The 17691-nt window shown below is 40.7% G+C and carries 12 protein-coding genes and 1 tRNA gene; 8 read left to right on the top strand and 5 right to left on the bottom strand.

The window, feature by feature from the left end; all coding sequences use genetic code 11:
* The first annotated feature begins 249 nt into the window (after positions 1-249).
* The 6 genes from N745_RS0109240 (at position 250) to N745_RS0109215 (ending at position 7675) form a co-directional block, all read left to right on the top strand.
* Positions 250-888: a DUF4402 domain-containing protein gene (locus N745_RS0109240; protein ID WP_024851841.1), complete on the top strand. Its 639-nt coding sequence runs from the start codon at positions 250-252 to the stop codon at positions 886-888.
* A 111-nt stretch (positions 889-999) separates the two neighbouring features.
* Positions 1000-1518 carry a hypothetical protein gene (locus N745_RS0109235; protein ID WP_024851840.1) on the top strand — a complete coding sequence of 173 codons (519 nt, stop codon included), beginning with the start codon at positions 1000-1002 and terminating at the stop codon, positions 1516-1518.
* A gap of 69 nt (positions 1519-1587) precedes the next feature.
* Positions 1588-2403 carry a fimbrial biogenesis chaperone gene (locus N745_RS11940; RefSeq protein ID WP_024851839.1) on the top strand — a complete coding sequence of 272 codons (816 nt, stop codon included), beginning with the start codon at positions 1588-1590 and terminating at the stop codon, positions 2401-2403.
* Positions 2404-2438: 35 nt separating this feature from the next.
* On the top strand, positions 2439-5759 hold the full coding sequence (locus tag N745_RS0109225) for an SPOR domain-containing protein (protein WP_024851838.1): 3321 nt from the start codon (positions 2439-2441) through the stop codon (positions 5757-5759).
* A 339-nt stretch (positions 5760-6098) separates the two neighbouring features.
* Entirely contained in the window at positions 6099-7505 is a 1407-nt protein-coding gene (gene dbpA, locus N745_RS0109220) for an ATP-dependent RNA helicase DbpA (RefSeq protein ID WP_024851837.1), read from the top strand.
* Positions 7506-7598: 93 nt separating this feature from the next.
* Positions 7599-7675: transfer RNA gene (locus N745_RS0109215), tRNA-Arg, on the top strand.
* Between the two features lie 16 nt (positions 7676-7691).
* On the opposite strand, the gene N745_RS12340 is transcribed toward N745_RS0109215, so the two are convergent.
* Positions 7692-10463, bottom strand: a complete 2772-nt coding sequence (locus N745_RS12340) for an EAL domain-containing protein (RefSeq protein WP_157833759.1) — start codon at positions 10461-10463, stop codon at positions 7692-7694.
* Between the two features lie 431 nt (positions 10464-10894).
* Between N745_RS12340 and rluF the strand changes: the two genes are divergently transcribed.
* The gene (gene rluF, locus N745_RS0109205) at positions 10895-11890 is read left to right on the top strand and encodes a 23S rRNA pseudouridine(2604) synthase RluF (protein WP_024851835.1); all 996 of its coding nucleotides are present in this window, start codon (positions 10895-10897) and stop codon (positions 11888-11890) included.
* A gap of 60 nt (positions 11891-11950) precedes the next feature.
* Here rluF and N745_RS0109200 read toward each other — a convergent pair whose 3' ends face one another.
* Entirely contained in the window at positions 11951-13327 is a 1377-nt protein-coding gene (locus N745_RS0109200; protein WP_024851834.1) for a leucine-rich repeat-containing protein kinase family protein, read from the bottom strand.
* Positions 13328-13586: 259 nt separating this feature from the next.
* Between N745_RS0109200 and N745_RS0109195 the strand changes: the two genes are divergently transcribed.
* Positions 13587-14444, top strand: coding sequence for a CvfB family protein (locus N745_RS0109195; RefSeq protein ID WP_038071290.1), 858 nt, complete (start codon positions 13587-13589; stop codon positions 14442-14444).
* Positions 14445-14587: 143 nt separating this feature from the next.
* Here the strand turns inward: N745_RS0109195 and ubiB are convergent, their stop codons facing one another.
* From ubiB to ubiE, 3 genes are read right to left on the bottom strand one after another with little or no spacing between them, the layout of a single operon-like run.
* The gene (gene ubiB / locus N745_RS0109190; RefSeq protein ID WP_038070706.1) at positions 14588-16228 is read right to left on the bottom strand and encodes a ubiquinone biosynthesis regulatory protein kinase UbiB; all 1641 of its coding nucleotides are present in this window, start codon (positions 16226-16228) and stop codon (positions 14588-14590) included.
* Between the two features lie 10 nt (positions 16229-16238).
* Complete coding sequence (locus N745_RS12335) at positions 16239-16898, bottom strand: ubiquinone biosynthesis accessory factor UbiJ (RefSeq protein ID WP_024851831.1); 660 nt, start codon at positions 16896-16898, stop codon at positions 16239-16241.
* Positions 16899-16915: 17 nt separating this feature from the next.
* Positions 16916-17683, bottom strand: a complete 768-nt coding sequence (gene ubiE / locus N745_RS0109180) for a bifunctional demethylmenaquinone methyltransferase/2-methoxy-6-polyprenyl-1,4-benzoquinol methylase UbiE (RefSeq protein ID WP_024851830.1) — start codon at positions 17681-17683, stop codon at positions 16916-16918.
* Between the last annotated feature and the right edge of the window lie 8 nt (positions 17684-17691).

Below are 17691 nucleotides of genomic sequence, written 5' to 3'. Positions count from 1 at the left end.
AATGAACCATTACAATTGCTTTTATAAGAATGTGAGTGGCGATTAATCATGCTGTCAAAAGGTTTGAATAACGTTATTGAACTAATGGTCAGTGAAAGAATTAACTCTTTATTTTGATTGAGAAAAATTATAAATCTAAATAAAAATGAGTTTAAGAAAGTTTATTGGTAAAAACTGTTAAAGTTAGTTAAAGTTTTGTCGATAAAGCTAGTTGGGGCAACCCATATCTATCAACTTGAGGAGTATGTTATGAAACATTCTTATAAGAAAGTAAAACTCGCATTAGGGCTTTTGGCTGCGTTAGGTGTGTCTACCGCACAAGCTGCCAATACCCCTATTAATGCAACAGCATCAGTCGCAGTTAATGGCGCTATTACGCTAACCAAATCTGCAGACATGAACTTTGGTTCGATTGTAGCCACTATTTCGGCTACTGCGTCGGATAGTGCCACTCTTGCTCTAAGCCCATTAGAGGGTGCCGCAGCACCTTCCACCAAGACGGATGGTACAGCTTCTAAGATCACTATTTTGACACAGGGAACACCTGCCAAGTTTACTATTGCTGGTGCGGGCGCTAATTCCAATATTTTGGTTACTACCAATCTGGGAGAAGCCGGTGGATTGTTAACTTTGACGAACGGTTCAAATCCGTCAGCAGACCCTTTGAAAATCGGGACACCAACTATCTATGATGTAACGAATAGTTCTTTTGGTTCTTTCACCAGTGGTGTTTCAGGTGCATTGCAAACTGATGCTACCGGTGCGTTAGAGTTCAATATGGGTGCAACTATCACTATTCCTAACACAGCAGATGATAGTGCAACAGCAGGTCCGGCATCAGATGGTACTTACTCAGGTACTTTTACTGTTGTAGCAAATTACCAATAATTTTGGTTGTTGCTTTGTGGGGGGTGTGCTGTATACACTCCTTACAAATTTTGTTAGCATAGGTGATTTTCTATTATTGAATAGTTTAAAATACGGGAATTTACCCTACCTATGCGCTTAACAATCAAGCCATCTAAAAAAATCATCTCCGCAACGCTTTTTTTGCAGATGATTGGATTAATCTTTTCTTTTAGCTGTCCAAGACCAAGTTTTGCGGCAGAAACAATTATCGAAACTCAGCATTTATGGTTTGGTAAAATCGTTATTACCAAAAATGATGCAGTCTATACTTTAGCTCTTGATCCTAATAATGGTGTTATTGCAGATAACGCTTTTGTTATTTTACAAGCAGGTAATCCTGGTATTTTTGCATTAAACGGTTTTCCCGCTAACTATCAAATAACGGCTTCTATTCAGCCAGCTCCATCACAAACAACCTTTCAATCAGGCTCTGCTACAGCAACAGAATTTGATATATTTCCTTCCTTAGAAACTGAAACTTTTAATACCGATGCTAATGGTAGTTATGAACTGCGTGTTTTTGGTCGGTTGAAAACAAGTGGCACTGGTCTTGCTTATTTGGATGGCACTTATTTCCGAAATTATCAGATTGTCTTTAATTACAATTAATTTGTCTTTATTGAATTTTCTTATAAAATCAGCTCAAGCAACCTTAACAGGTTTTAATTAGGAGTAAAAATGTTGAAGCTTTGGTTTACTGGATTTTTTGTACTAATGATTTGGGTACAAGTCGCTCAGGCCAGTTTAATGATTACACCTAAAAGAGTGATCTTTGAGCCTAGAGATCGTGCAGAGGTGGTTAATGTTGTTAATGATTCCAATCAAACCAAAACCTATCGGATAGACTTGATCAATATGCTGCAAAAATATGGCGGCGGTCTTATCGTTAAGCCAAATAAAAAGCAGTTGCAACAGTTAAATTCTGCAAAAAGAATGATTCGATTCAGTCCCCGTCAAATGACTTTGGCGCCCGGCCAGGCACAAAAAATTCGCATCGGAGTTCGACGACCTGCAGGTTTAAGTTCAGGAGAGTACAGGACTCATATGCTGTTTACGGAGTTGCCTCCGCCGAATCTTATTACAAAGCAAAACGATGCAAAGATTCAGTTACATATACTAATGTCGTTTTCGATCCCGATTTTTGTGAGAGCTACTGATTTTAAAGCGAAGGTCGATATGGAGCACGTGATATTTGTTCCAAACAAATTATCATCGAATGGAAAGCCACAAATTCAATTTGACCTTAAAAGAAGTGGTGAATTTGGCGTCAATGGACGAGTTGATGTCTATTGGCGATCACTTGATAGCGGTAATTATCGAAACGTTGGTTTTTTCAATAATGTTGCTATCTATCGAGAGAACACTTTTCTAAAAAATAACCGGGTGAATCTGGAAATGCCTACCCTTAAAAAAGGGTATTATAAGTTGGTTTATAAAGGTGGAAAAGCTTTTAATAATCAAGTATTTGTTAAAAAATCTTTTGTTTACAAATGATGCTACTTCTTAAGCGAGGTGTGCTGTTCATAGTTATGCTGAGCAGTTTTAGCATATTAAGCGCTCATGCAGCAGAAGCCCCACTTTATTACGACCCTGTCTCAGGTAAATATGTTCGAGGCAATCAGCTAGTTTCTAATACTAGTGATGCATTTTTAGTTGATGTTAAGGTTGGAAAGTTACAGCTTGGTCAATTAAATGTAATTAAAAAGAATGATGGGGTTTGGACGTCTTTAAAACAACTCATCACTGTTTTGAATTTTCCTATCGATTTAACGACCAAAATTTCAGGTGGAAAAATATCTGAAATCAAAGCTTCCGGCTGGTTTATCCGGCCAGACCATCATTTTTCAATTCAAAATTTAAAAGATAATACTTGGCAAGTTAATGCCAAAGGTCATGAGTTTAATCTGACAGAAAAAGATGTTTGGGTTCATAACGAACAACTATGGGTAAAAGTTTCACCAACATTAAATTGGTTTGATATCAAATCTGATATGAACCTTTTGCGTTTATCTCTCACCTTAAAATCTTCTGAGCCATTGCCTATTCAAGTAGACGCTAGGCTTAAAAACAAAGTGTCTGATTCTGTAGTGGGTAATCTTGCTCCCAAATACGCTCGTCAAGATATACCTTATCAATTAATCGGTCCTGTATTTGCTGATATTCAATTGTCAGGAACACATAATAAACTTGATCAGAATACTGGTCAGTTGTCATTGTTGGGTGCGGGAGACTTGGCGTATATGACTGGACGATATTTTGTAGGCACCAGTTACAACTCAAGCTTGAAGCCGAGTCAGGTGACTAACTTCAGACTTGGTTTGGAAAGATATTCTCTTGATAATGACTTATTAGGACCAATGAAAGCAACGCAGGTGGAGGTAGGTGATCTAGTACCAACACAAATTAGCAACTTGTCAGCTACTAATGAGGTAGGGGTTCGAGTATCAAATAGACCCTATGGTCATGTTACCAATACACAAACAGTTAATATTGTTGGGTTTCAGCAACCTGGTTGGCAAGTTGAACTATACAGAAATGGCATATATTTATCGACCACACAAGTGTCAGACAATGGACAATATCAGTTTTTTGATCAGTCTTTGAGTGTCGGTAAAAACGAGTTTAAGTTGTTGTTTTATGGGCCTCAAGGTCAAAGAGAAGAAAAAACGCAAACTTACGATTTGGATCCAGCTTCTCTGGTAGGAGGGAAGTGGATTTATGATCTTTCTGTTTCTCAGCAAAATACGCTTTTGCAAAATTATGTAGTGGATGCTAAGAGCAATCTGAAACAAGATGAAGCTCGTATTAATATGCATGCTGAAAAAGGTTTGGGGTTGAATGCATCTTTCACTTTTGATGCTAGTAGCTACTCTTTCTTGGAAGAAAAACAACGACATCAATTTATCCAGCCTGGTATCCGTTTATTTTTGTTGGATACTTTATTACATGCTCAGTGGCTAAAAGATGTTAATGGTGGATATTTAGGATCTTTTGGCCTATCTCGTAAATTTTTTAATCAACAGTTTAGTTATCTGTATCAGGCCGGAAGTAGTGATTTCAGACGAACTGCTTTAGAAACTGCAAGTATAGAAGAAAATCATAGTGTATCTTTGAGTGGCCCCATTTTTCGTACTAGACTTACTGGGTTGAATTATGGGTTGAATTATCAGAAAATTTATCAGTTCAATAACACTGAGGTAGATAGATATGGTCTGGGTCTCGGGTTAAAGCTTTGGCGAGTCAGTTTGTCAAATAATATTAACTATTTGATCAGTCAGTCTCCTCAGAATAAAAATGTAAAAACGGCGGATGGTAACTTTCAAGCATCGACTTATTTTTATGACACGTTTTGGCGAACAGGGATGACTTACGATATAAAGCCCGAAAATAAAGCGAAGAGAGGGTATTTCTCAGTCCAAAAATATTTCACTAATTCTTTTAATACAGATCTGACATTGAACCGAGATTTTCAAACTGAATATGATTATGGTCAATTGTCTCTTAACTGGCACACACGTCACTTTATTTCCAGTTTACAGTTTCAAGGCGATCAGGATGGATTTAACAGCGCTTATTTTTCAATCCGTTTTGGTTTAGGTAAGAATCCGGTCGACAACAGTCTGTTTATGACGTCTCAAAGTGCAAGTACTCGTGGTGCAGCTGCTGCTTTTGTATTTGAAGACGCGAATAATAATCACCGATATGATCCTGGTGAAAAGCCGATAAAAAATGCGACGTTTATCAGTCCGCAAACGCATCGCGAAGATAAAACAGATGCTCAAGGTGTGGCTTTGATTAGCGGCCTCTATCCGAATATGGTAACGGATTTGAAGCTTGAACCAAGTTCTCTTCCAGATCCATTCTGGATTCCGACAAAAGATGGAGTGTCATTTTTACCGCGTCCAGGTATGGTAAAAACTGTGCTGATACCAGTAGTTACCTCAGGTGAGGTTGAAGGAACAACGACTATTGTTAAACAACTTTCTTCGTTCCCTGAGCCTTTAGGGCAAGTTCCTATGGTTTTAACGAGTACAAAGACTAAAAAAGAATTCAAAGCTGTTTCAGCTTATGATGGCTACTTTTCAATCGACACCATTCCTCCCGGTAACTATACACTGAATGTGGATAAAAAGTTTTTGGCCAAAAATGGTTTAAAATCCCGAGATGATATGCCAATTGTTATAGGTGCTAAGGGAACGTTGATTGTTGGTGCGCACTTTAGACTTTATCCAAAAGAGATTTATAGTTATTCTAAAGACAAACCTACCGATAATACCGGGTATGCAGTTGACTTAGGGCATTTCTCATCCGAGAAAAATGCAAGAACTGCACTGCAAGCTTTAAGAAGTGTTTTCCCATCAGTATTAGGCGGGTTGAATAATTCACGTCCATATCAAATGCTTTTATCTAAAAATGCGGATGAAACTTATCAGTTAATACTGGGGCCATTTGACGATATTAATCGTCCAAAATATCTATGTGAGAACCTAGCGCGCTCTAGTCTGTACTGTCGTGTTTTGACGGATGCTGTACGTCCTGCTGCTACTAATGATTCAACTGAAACACAACCAACCGTAGAGAAGGTTTCTGCTAAAAAAGATCAGCCTCAAGTAACCCCAAAAAACTTTACGATACAACTTTTAACAACGGGTTCACGCCAAAAAGCTCAGGATTTTATCAATAAATACGATCTTAAGGATGCGGTTGTTAAGCAAAAAGAAGTAAGTGGAAAGCATGTCTATTCTGTTCTTGTTGGTGGTTATGAAACACGGTTGCAAGCAATCAAAGCCTCCAAAGGCATTGCCAAGTTAACAGGCTTAAAGCCTTGGGTACGCCGAGTCAGTCTATAGGCTGAGTGCCTGATTTATTTTTTCACGATGAAAACTTTAATAAAAAGTAAAAGTTGAAAAGAAGGCATAAGTGGTTCGTTTGTGAGGAGTCTCGCTACGCTATTGAAGCATAGGTGAGGCTTTTCGGTTCGGTGTTTAAATTCATCTCATCTATGGCAACTTTACGGTCATATACGCCATGACGTTGATAAAATGTCTATCATGTTAAAAAGATCAACACTCTCCTTGGTGCCTGAGTCGATTGGTTCATTTATGTTGCCTGAAAGTTATACAATAGCGTTCAATTAATCTGTGGATTTGACTTGCGAATCCACCTCCTTAAAAGGATTGTGCATAGCTATGACTGCCTCTGAATCGATTTCGTTTTCGACACTCAATTTGCTCCCCGGTTTATTGGGTAATTTAGACAGTTTGGGCTATAAACGGTTAACCGATATTCAAGCCAAAAGCTTGCCGCCAATATTGGCAGGCAAGGACGTTATTGCACAGGGTAAAACCGGTTCAGGTAAAACTGCTGCGTTTGGATTGGGGTTGTTGCAAACCATTGATGCCAAGCAATTTTCGATACAAGCTTTGGTACTTTGCCCTACCCGTGAGTTAGCAGATCAAGTCGCTAGTGAAATTCGTCGTTTAGCACGACAGTTACCGAATATTAAAGTGCTGACACTTTGCGGTGGCGTGCCGATTGCCCCTCAAATCAGTTCTCTACAACAAGGCGCTCACATTATTGTCGGCACGCCTGGTCGTATTGAAGATCATCTAAACAAAAATAGTTTGGCGCTCGAAGGTCTTAAAGTTTGGGTGTTGGATGAAGCCGATAGAATGTTGGAAATGGGCTTTCAACCTGCATTGGATGCCATTTTGAAAAGACTTCCGGCACAACGTCAAACCCTGTTGTTTAGTGCGACGTTTCCAGAGCAGATAGAAGCCATTAGCCAACGCATTATGAAGAACCCGTTACGGGTTCAGGTGGATTCTACACATGATAATCACACAATTGCACAGCATTTTTACCGAGCAGAAACACCAGAACAACGCTTAACGGCTTTGCGCTTGGTGTTATTAGATTTGAAACCTGAGTCCAGTGTGGTGTTTTGTAATACCAAGGCCGAAACTCAGCAAGTGGCGAATGCGCTGGTTGATTTTGGATTCAGTGCTCAGGCTTTACATGGTGATTTAGATCAGAAAGAACGCGATCAAACCTTAATTCAATTTGCTAATAAAAGCATTTCCATCCTCGTTGCTACCGATGTCGCTGCTAGAGGTTTGGATATCGATGCACTGGACGCAGTGGTGAATTACCATCTAGCACATGATCCAGAAATTCATCTGCATCGCGTTGGACGCACAGGACGTGCAGGCAGTAAGGGAGTGGCTTGTAGTTTCTTTAGTGAAAAAGATCGTTATAAGCTCGCGTTGTTGGCAGAATCTTTGGGTTGGACAGAGCAAGGGGTTCAAGGCGAACCGCTACCCGATGCCAAGCTCTTAAGACAACCTGCCATTCAAGCCAAAATGAGAACCTTACAGATTGATGGTGGTAAAAAACAAAAGCTACGTCCAGGCGATATCGTTGGTGCACTCACAGCAAATCAAGTGCTTGAAGCCTCTCAAATAGGCAAAATTAAAGTTACGGATATCCGCTCTTTTGTGGCGGTCGAGCGAGGTTGTCTTAAGCAAGCCATTCAGCAATTAACTGTTGGTAAACTCAAAGGGAAAACCTTCCGCGTGCAAGTGTTGGGGCGCTAGCTTCATTCACTTTTACACCACGCGGATTTGACCGCATGGTTTTAGAAAATCTTTTATAATAGCCAACCTGAAACCACTCATTTATCAAAACACGCGCCCATAGCTCAGCTGGATAGAGCGTTCCCCTCCGGAGGGAAAGGCCGGGAGTTCGAATCTTCTTGGGCGCGCCACTTACTGTTCAAATTTTTATAGACTTTGTTTTGGCTCTACTTCCGGCTGCCCTAGAAGGAATCCTTGAGAATAATCTATTCCCAATTCTTTGACGGTTTGATAAACCTCTTCGGAGTGCACAAACTCCGCAATGGTTTTGATATCGTTTTTCTGAGCAAAGATAACGATACTTTCTACTAACGCATAAGCTTTATGGTCTTGTGGTAAGTTTTTAATTAAGCTGCCATCGATTTTGATGTAATCAGGGTGTAGGTTTAGTAAAAATTCAAAGTTGGAGTAACCTGTTCCAAAATCGTCAACCGCAACTTTACAACCATAAGTACGCATATTACTGATAAAGGTTTCGACTATATCAAAGCTTTCGATACTTTCTGATTCAACAATTTCCAATACCAGGCGTTCACCAAGTTTTGGATTGTTTTTAAGAGTTTCAATCAAAAAGTCATGAATTTCTGGCGTGTTAATATCTTCCATGCTGAGGTTGATGCTGAATTCACCGGCATACTGATGTAATGTATCAAAGACCTTTTGGATCATGATATGTGTCAGTGCTGGGTATAGGCGAGCTCTTTTAGCAATATTGAGAAAGTAGAATGGGCTGATTAATTCGCCGCTAGAAGCTTCTAAACGTATCAGTGCTTCATGCTTTTCTATCTTTTGATTATGATTGTTGATAATGGGTTGGTAAAGCGCCTTTATTCGGTGGTCGTGAATGGCGGATTTTAGCTTTTTAACCCACTCGATATTGTTTTGTTGCACTTGCTCTTGTTTGTAATCTTCGTCATAAATCACTTGGGCTTTATTACGCTTTTTGGCAATTTTATGTGCTAAATCAGCTTCAAAGAGTAGGTCATTATGTTTTTGGGTGATACCAATGGTTAAGTCTAATGTGATTCTGTAATCATCAATCAGCATGACTTGATTGGTGACGCTATAGAGCATAGCCTGAATGCGTTCGATAAATTGTTCAAAACTATAAGCGTTTTTTCCAGTGCCGACCAAAGCAAATTCGTCGCCTTGAAGTCTGTATACATTACATAAGCTATCTTTGATGTTATTGAGAAGATAGTGCGCAATATAAACCAACACCTTGTCGCCAATTTCATAACCATAAAAATCGTTGAGCTCTTTGAAAGCACGGATATCAAAAATAGCCATATAATGCGGATCACTTTCTTTGATATCTTCAAGCAGTTTAAAGCGGTTATCTAACCCAGTTAAGGCGTCTTTAAATAAGGACTCACGTAGTTGCCGCTGGCTGTTGATTAGTTCTGTGACATCATTCCTAAGTGCAATGTATTCGCTGATAGTACTTTCACTCGTCAAGATGGGGACAATTGTGGTATTGGCATAAAATACCCCGCCATCTTTTTTCTGGTTTATGAGTAAACCATGCCAAATATGACCTTTGGTAATGGTTCGCCAGAGTTCAGAAAACGTTTCTGTTGGTGTGGAAGAGTGCTTTAAAATGCTGTGGGGTTGTCCAAGTAGTTCTTCTGGTTGGTATCCTGTAACTTTACAGAGTTCGTCGTTAACAAAAGTGATATTGCCCTTACGGTCAGCCTTGGAGACAATGCTGCCCGCATAAACAGCTTTGAGATATTCTTCTTGTACTTTTTGTGATTCTTCAACTTTTTCGAATAAAAAGGAAATGTGTTTGGCAGATTTGTTAAAGGCGCGAGCAATTCCTCCTAGTTCATCGCGGCGCAATAATAAGCTGTCATTTGATGTCGTTGAAGGTAGCTTTTTACCAATATTCCTTGAAAAATTACGAACATCTTGGGACAGGTTCATCACAGGTGTTAAGACATTACGTTTAATCATCCATGTTAAAGATAACAGTATGAGCAGATCGATAAATGCAATGAAACCAATCTGAAAAATCATTGAACGGCGTGTTTGATTAACGATAGCGCTGATATGAGACATTTTGTCTGCAACCATGAGACAACCAGCGACATCGTTGTCGAGATTTTTAATAGGGATAGACGTCATAAACAGGTTGTTTCTTATCATCATGCCTGTTTTACGGATATCAATGGATTGAAATCCTTTTAGAGCCTTAAGTAATTCAGGCTCTACTAATGCTTCATCCATTGCCAAATAACGGTCGCCAATCGCTTTTGAGTGGTGAAAACGTTGAAAACTTTTGCTGCGAGACGGGGCTGCTAACACGATAAAATCCAGACCATAGTCTTGTTGGAGAAGGTGGCCGATATCTTCATACCCTGTTGCAACTTCAATAGAACCTAAGTATTTACCGTGATCTATAATTGGAGCAATTCCACGTAATAAAAGGCCTGCGCGTCCGATTTCGCTAACAACAAAAGGTTTTTGGTTTTGTTTCTCATAGACGAGAGAGTCTCTGAAACCACTGAGGTCATCGCCATAATCTTTAGGTCGCCAGCTGCGAATGAAGCTTTTTAAATCCGCCGTATGAATATGAATCCTGACATTCTTAAATGAGGAGTAGTCGCCCATATTGTTCGAAATGTTTCGAAGGAGCTGCAGTGCACCATCACGTTGACCAGTCTTCAGGGCGTTGATGATGATAGGGTTTTGTGACAAGGTGATAGCATTGGTTAAGGCAACAGAAGCTTTGCTCTCATAAGCTCTTTTAAGATAGTTTTGATAGGTTTTACGGATTTCTTGATATTTGAGGTCAGTAATATTGGAAAGGCTGTAAAACGAGTTGATGATAACCACCAGAAGACCGATAAAAATCGTCAACAAAATAGGCATATAGATTTTGTTCGCAAGGCGCGAACGCATGATCTTAGGTAGCAATGTTTACATCCTCTGTCAAAAAAACGGTTCAAAAATCCATGAACCAAAAGCATGAAGAACTTCTTCTAAGCTGAGTGTATTTCCTATAGTTTTTTTTGAGGTGAATATATTCACTCTTATTCAATAATCTTACTATTAGATGTAGCTGTTTGCTAGTCTGTCTGGGTTATGATGGGAGCTTATTTTTTTATAATGAGATAAATATCAATTGGGGCAAAGACAATTCACAGTCATTATTCGTGTAAAGAAATGTGGCAAACCGAGTTGTTTATAGGAACCGTAAAAAGTGTTCTCCTTTGTAGGGAGTGGCTTGGCTCTTGACTCTCATGAGCAATACATCTTATTTTTAGTCACTTTTATGATTGCTCAGAACGTCTTTTGTTAAACTGTTCGCTCAATAAACTCTGTCTTATTTTTTATAAAGATTTGTTATGAATGACACCCAAGGCATTCGCCTAAATAAATTTATCAGTGATTCCGGTTATTGCTCTCGTCGAGAAGCGGATCGTTTGGTGGCTGAGCATTGTGTTGCTTTGAACGGTAAAACGGCTTCCGTAGGCGAGAAAGTAATGCCTGGCGATGTGGTGACGGTGAATGGTAAGCGGATCCGTACCAGTGCAGAAGATAAATCGGATCGTATTTATATTGCTTATCACAAACCTGTAGGAATTACCTGTACGACTTTGGACACGGTTGAAGGCAATATTGTCGCGGCGGTGAACCATCCAAAACGGGTTTTTCCTATAGGGCGTTTGGACAAGCCTTCAGAAGGCTTGATTTTTTTGACCAGTGACGGCGATATTGTGAATAAGATTCTGCGTGCTGAAAATGCACATGATAAGGAGTATATCGTCACTGTTGATAAGCCGTTGAACGCGCAGTTTGTTGAAAAAATGTCGTCAGGCATCCCAATCTTGAATACTGTTACAAAACCTTGTCAGGTGAGTATTGAAAGCCGTTTTGTCTTTAAAATTATATTGACTCAAGGGTTGAATCGACAGATACGCCGCATGTGTGAATATTTGGGTTATCGCGTGACACGGCTGATTCGCAACCGCATTATGAATGTGTCATTGGGGAACTTAAAAGTTGGCCAATGGCGAAACCTGACAGACAAAGAAATGGCTGAACTCAATCTTGCGGTAGCAGGTTCAAGTAAAACGGCACAGGCAGTTAAGCCGAATGCTACAAAAAAGACAGGGCGAAATAAGTCTGCTTCAACGTCACACGCACCTTCAACGCCTGCTAAGAATGGTAAAAAAACCGGTCGTTCTGATCCCCGTAAACCGAATGCTTCTAAAAATCACCGAGGAAAGTCTAATTCCTCTGGAAGAGTTAATTCATCTGGTAAGCCTGGTCAATCCAAACCATCGTCTAAAAAAACAAATTCCAGAACGCCCAAGTCGCCAAAACGCCGTTCACGTTAAGCTTAGGTGTTTGCCTCAAAACTATATGATCAACCCTTAAAATCTGCCAGGCTGGGATCGTTAGCTTGCGATGGTTTGTTTGAGTTGTTTTAATAGTTCAGTAAAGTGTTGGATGTTATCCTGAACACAGGCTTTCTGTAGTCGGACAAGGGATTTAAAATATGATGAATTGGCATTGGGCGAATCACATATCGAAAGTAAGTCATCGAGTAGCCAGCCATAAGCTCGGATTTCTATTTGTTGTACCGCTTGTTGTAGCTCTTCGGTTAATCCGCCATAGTAGGTGCTGGCACCAAAGTCACCGAACAGTACATTAGCTTGATCATCAATTAAGATATTGTGTGCATAGACATCGCCATGACTTAATTGATGGGTGTGTAAATGTACCAGAGCATCGGCCATGCTGACCGCAATCTTAACAATATCATCAAGTGTTAGTGTCATCCCGTCAACAAAACGATCTCGGGTGCAGCTGACTAAGTCAGGCGGTAGGCCGAGATTGAAGTAATGATCAGGAATTAAATTCATTACGATACCTGATTGTTCAGCATCAGTAATTTGTGCGAGAACCTCCACTAAATTTGGGTGAGCGCCAAGTAGCAGGTTTGCGTGTAATTCATCTTGGGGATAGCCATCACTGGTAACCTCACCTTTAAAAAGTTTGATGGCGACCTGCTCATTTTGGTCGATTTGAGCAGACGACACGGTAAGTGTGTTAGCGGTTGTTGACATGCTAGCACGATGAATCACGCCTGATGCACCTTGTCCTAACACTTCATGCAACTCAATGTGCTCCAGTGACAAAGTCGGGCGAGAGGCATTGGTTAAGTTTGAATGAGTGGATGACTGAGCAGAGTGTTGAGTTGCCTCAGCATTGCGACAAAATGGATTACCAGAAAATGCCACCCAAGCCAGATTTGGTAAAGCCAATAAGCATTTTGGAAACTGTGACAATTGGTTTGCAGACAGACGAATGAGTTGTAGCTGAGAGCATTTTTCTAAGCTGTCTGGCAGTGTCGTTAATTGATTGCCTGCCAACATTAGCTTTTGAAGTCGTGCATGATTGCCCAATGAGTTGGGCAGCTCTTTGAGTTGGTTGTCAGTCAAAATCAACCAGCGTGTTTGCTTGGGCAAAGCATTTTCCGGCAGATGGCGTACTCGGTTGGATTTAAAACTGATTAAATCGAGAGAGGGGCAATCCTGTAAGCACTCCGGTACCGATTCAAATTGATTGTTGTTCAGAAATAAATGCTTCAGTTGATGTAACCGCGGTAGATCTTCTGGTAACTGGCTGAGTTGATTATTGGATAAATCAAGCGTTTCCAAAGTATCTGCTAAGTCAAAAATCTCCGTTGGAAACTGGGTTAAATTGTCGGTTAATGTCAGTCGAGTGGCGTTTTTGAAGGCCCCTGATCTTAGTTGTGCGAGGGTGTGCAAAATCAAATATCTCTTTTAATGTTTGAGTGCGTATTGTCGTTGAGCGTTATGATAATACAGATTAAAGACAAAAACGGTATCGTCAATCAAGATTCTATCTGTGTGTTATGAATAACTCTCTATAATAGAAGCTCATTGCATGCGCTTATTAACGGTCAAAAACGTATCTTTTTTCTTCGCATCGAGCTCAAGTAAGGATCATTAATTGATCCTACTTTCACTTTTTAAGAATGCTTTCGCATTTAAAACAGGCTTAATCATGGTAAAAAAATCAGCTAAATCTACCCATATCGGACAGGTCAATCGACTAAAAGTTGTCAAAGAAGTTGAATTTGGCTTGTATCTTGATGGCTTACAGTTGGGTGAAATTTTATTGCCGTCTCGTTATGTGACTGCTGAAGCTCAGGTTGGTGAAGAACTGGATGTGTTTGTTTACCAAGATTCACAAGATCGTTTAGTGGCAACGACCGAAACACCGATGGCATCGGTGGGTGAAGTGGCGTTTTTAAAAGTGAACCAAGTCAATCGTACAGGAGCATTTTTAGACTGGGGGATGCCGAAAGATTTATTGGTGCCTTTTGCCGAGCAACGTGTACCGATGGAAGAGGGGCGATCTTATTGCGTTTATGTCTATGTTGATAATAGTGTACGTATTGCAGCTTCCAGTAAACTGAGTCTGTTCTTATCTGAGACGAATGATGATTTTAAAACAGGTCAGGAAGTACGTTTGATGGTGGCCAGTCGTAGTGATTTAGGCTATACCGTGGTGATTAACGGGACGCATCTTGGCTTGATACATAACTCAGATTTATTGCAACCTCTGCGTATGGGGCAAAAGATGAAGGGCTATATCAAAGGGATTCGTCCTGATTTGAAAATTAATGTCACGTTGCAAAAGCTTGGTAAGGCTGGAAGGCAGGATTTAGTCGGTCAGATTTTGGCATTTTTGGCTGAAAATAAGGGCGTATCAACCCTAGTGGATAAAAGTTCGCCAGAAGATATTTTTGCGCAATATCGTGTCAGCAAAGCCGCTTATAAAAAAGCGTTGAGTCAACTCTATAAAGAACGCAAAATCATTATTGAGCCAAACCAAATTCGTTTAGTTTCAGAAGATTAACCACACGAAGACACGAAGAAGTGTTTTTGAGTGCTCAGTTGTTCTGAATGTTTGGTTTTGGTGTCTTTGAGCTTTAAGTAAAATCTGCCAGGCTGGGAGGCGTATATAGTCGCTTTACGAAACTTGAACGTATGACTCTGATATCACTTCTTGAGCAAGAAATACAACCCTAGGACAACCAGCCCGCCTTGTATCCATTCTTTTTGTAACATATCCAAACCAATGAATTGCCCTGAAAAAATACCAGCGCCGAGTAATAGCGCACCCAAAATACGACGGCGCTGAGCTTTATTTTGTGCTTCGATTTGTTGTTCAAGTCGGTGAATTTGCAAGGCGGTTTGTTGAAAGTCCGCGTGCGCCAATTTATTAAGCGATTGATGCAACAGACCTGGTAGTTGAGGTGCTTGTTCAATCCAGTAAGGTAAATTGCTTTTGACGTTTTTCGCCAAACTTTTTAGACCAACGCGTTCCTGCATCCAGTCTTCAAGGAAAGGTTTCGCGGTATCCCAAAGATCAAGTTCATCGTCTAATTGACGTCCAAGCCCTTCGATATTGAGTAGGGTTTTTTGCAGCAAAACAAGTTGCGGTTGTACTTCCATACCAAAGCGGCGCGCAGTCTGGAATAGTCGCATTAAGAACAAGCCGAAAGAGATTTCTTTTAAAGGTCTGTCCCAAATTGGTTCGCACACAGAGCGAATTGCCGACTCTAATTCATTGACTCTTGTGTCACGCGGTACCCATTCAGATTCGATGTGCAGTTCAGAAACACGCAAATAATCACGGTTAAAGAATGCAAGGAAGTTTTCTGCTAGGTAGCGTTGGTCTTCCGGCGTCAGTGTTCCCATAATACCGAAGTCGATGGCAGCATAGCGGCCATCCGGCAGCACGAAAATATTGCCTGGATGCATATCGGCATGAAAGAAGTTGTGCTTGAATACCTGAGTGAAGAAAATAGTCACGCCTTTGGCAGACAGATCGGTTAGGTCAACACCTGCTTCAATGAGCTTGTCTGTATCTGAAATACGAATGCCGTAGATACGTTCCATTGTCATGACGTGATCATTGGTGTGAGACCAATAGATCTCTGGAACATAAAGCAGTTCTGAACCTTCAAAATTGCGACGCAGTTGCGCAGCATTCGACGCTTCGCGCATCATATCCAATTCATCTAACAGGGTTTTTTCAAATTCAGCAACGACTTCCGTAGGGTGTAGGCGACGTGATTCTTTAATGGCCGCTTCCACTAGCTTCGCCAGTGAGCGCATAATGGAAACGTCTTGTTCGATAACGGGCTTGATGTCTGGACGCACCACTTTCACGACTACTTCGGTGCCATCCATTAAGGTTGCTGCATGCACTTGTGCAATAGATGCGGAAGCCATTGGTATCGGATCAAAGCTGGCATAAGCTTCGGCAATAGGACGTCTTAAACCTGATTCTATTATTTGGATAGAGTGTTGTTCGTCGAAAGGAGGGCAATCATCTTGCAGTTTACGCAATTCAACCGAGATGTCTTCTGGTAGTAAGTCTTTACGTGTTGAGAGTGCTTGACCGAATTTAATAAAGATAGGCCCTAACTCTTCTAATGCGAGTCGGATGCGTTCGCCTCTGGAGGCTTTGGAGTGGCGGCGCCAGTTCCATGGAGATAAACCATTTATCAGTGTCAGCCATTCATATTTTGTGTTGGCGAACAAAAGTTCATCAATGCGATAGTAAGTCAAAACCCGGTTGATTTTAATGAGGCGCTTAAATTGATTGAAAGGTGTTTTGATAAAGGAAATCATAAAGAATCGGTTATTCCGGTTTTGGGTTGGTTAGCGCATCAATTCGAGCAGATAGGGCATCAACGTCATCTGAAAGCTCATCTACTTCCTGGTTGAAGTGGCATACTTGCAGTTTAGTTGGCAGCAAGTTAATTTCAAATTGCAGGTATTCTTTTAGCGTGACGCCGGCTTTTTGTTTTGCCGCCTTGAAGTTAGCTTTTGTACTACGCGCCGTTTGGCCAATATTGAAAGCGATGAAATCACCGGTGTAATGAGAGAGCTGTTCTTCCCAATCAATGTCTATGGTGTAAAGAGCAGCAAGAAACGCAGTGCCGAGAGGGCTTTCCGTTACAGTGGTTTTATTCAACCAATCCAGTAAAGTGGTTTTGATATGGGTATCGGCACTGCCCATTAAATGGGTTTGTACGGTGAAATGACCCAGCCTGGCAGATTCTTCATTATTTTGTACGTTGGTTTGATAGATGATAAAAAAAGTCAGTTTTAAATCAGTGAAAGTCAGTTGAATAACTTTTTCATCCAGCATTTGAAAGCCAATGCCTTGCATTTCATCCATAGCCAGCGTTTTGTTGAGAATCACTTCAAATATTTTTGAGAGGGTGGTCGATGTCCACTCTTGCGCAGATTCAACACCTTGCTTCATAGTGTCTAAGGGCGTTTGTTTATTTTCCATCGGTATCCAGCGCTCCGTTAATATTTCCAGCCGCGGTGTAAGGCGACAATGCCTTCACTCATATTTAGGTATTCGGCTTTATCAAAGCCAGCATCCAACATCATTTGTTTAAGAGTTTCTTGATCTGGATGCATGCGAATAGATTCGGCTAGATATTGGTAGCTGGCTTCATCATCTGCAATCCATTTACCCATTTTTGGCAAAATACTAAACGAATAAAAGTCGTAAGCTTTCGCCATCATTGGCTGCGAAACTTTAGAAAACTCAAGTACCATTAATTGTCCGCCTGGTTTCAACACGCGGTAAATTTCCTCTAGGGCTTTATCTTTATTAGTGACATTACGCAAACCAAAAGCGATGGTTACTAAATCGAAGGTGTTGTCAGGAAAAGTCAGGGCTTCTGCATTGGTAATGGCGTATTCCACATTGCCGATAATGCCTTCGTTAATCATGCGATCTCGGCCTACACGAACCATGTTTTCGTTGATATCTGCCAGTACAACTTTGCCAGTTTTACCTACGCGTTTGGCAAAGGCTTTGGTGAGGTCGCCAGTACCGCCAGCTAAATCTAAAACGACTTTTCCTGGTCGAATACCACTTAATTCAATGGTATGGCGCTTCCATAAACGGTGGATGCCTAGAGACATAACATCGTTCATTAAATCATAGTTTTCAGCGACAGAATCAAAAACGCCTTTAACACGTTTAACCTTTTCTTCTAGAGGCACCTTGGCAAAACCAAAATCAATGGTATTGTCCGATTGCGTGCTATTCGCATTGTTCATAAGTTGAG

This window comes from Hydrogenovibrio kuenenii DSM 12350 (genome assembly GCF_000526715.1).
GTDB lineage: Bacteria > Pseudomonadota > Gammaproteobacteria > Thiomicrospirales > Thiomicrospiraceae > Hydrogenovibrio > Hydrogenovibrio kuenenii.
The sequence above is the reverse complement of the archived record's forward strand: the minus strand, read 5'-3'. Positions and strand labels throughout refer to the sequence as shown.

Coding starts and splice junctions, on each gene's coding strand:
- N745_RS11940 (WP_024851839.1), top strand. CDS start 1,588: ATGTTGAAGCTTTGGTTTACTGGATTTTTTGTACTAATGATTTGGGTA.
- rluF (WP_024851835.1), top strand. CDS start 10,895: ATGAATGACACCCAAGGCATTCGCCTAAATAAATTTATCAGTGATTCC.
- N745_RS0109240 (WP_024851841.1), top strand. CDS start 250: ATGAAACATTCTTATAAGAAAGTAAAACTCGCATTAGGGCTTTTGGCT.
- N745_RS12335 (WP_024851831.1), bottom strand. CDS start 16,898: ATGGAAAATAAACAAACGCCCTTAGACACTATGAAGCAAGGTGTTGAA.
- dbpA (WP_024851837.1), top strand. CDS start 6,099: ATGACTGCCTCTGAATCGATTTCGTTTTCGACACTCAATTTGCTCCCC.
- N745_RS0109195 (WP_038071290.1), top strand. CDS start 13,587: ATGGTAAAAAAATCAGCTAAATCTACCCATATCGGACAGGTCAATCGA.
- N745_RS0109225 (WP_024851838.1), top strand. CDS start 2,439: ATGCTGAGCAGTTTTAGCATATTAAGCGCTCATGCAGCAGAAGCCCCA.
- ubiE (WP_024851830.1), bottom strand. CDS start 17,683: ATGAACAATGCGAATAGCACGCAATCGGACAATACCATTGATTTTGGT.
- N745_RS0109235 (WP_024851840.1), top strand. CDS start 1,000: ATGCGCTTAACAATCAAGCCATCTAAAAAAATCATCTCCGCAACGCTT.
- ubiB (WP_038070706.1), bottom strand. CDS start 16,228: ATGATTTCCTTTATCAAAACACCTTTCAATCAATTTAAGCGCCTCATT.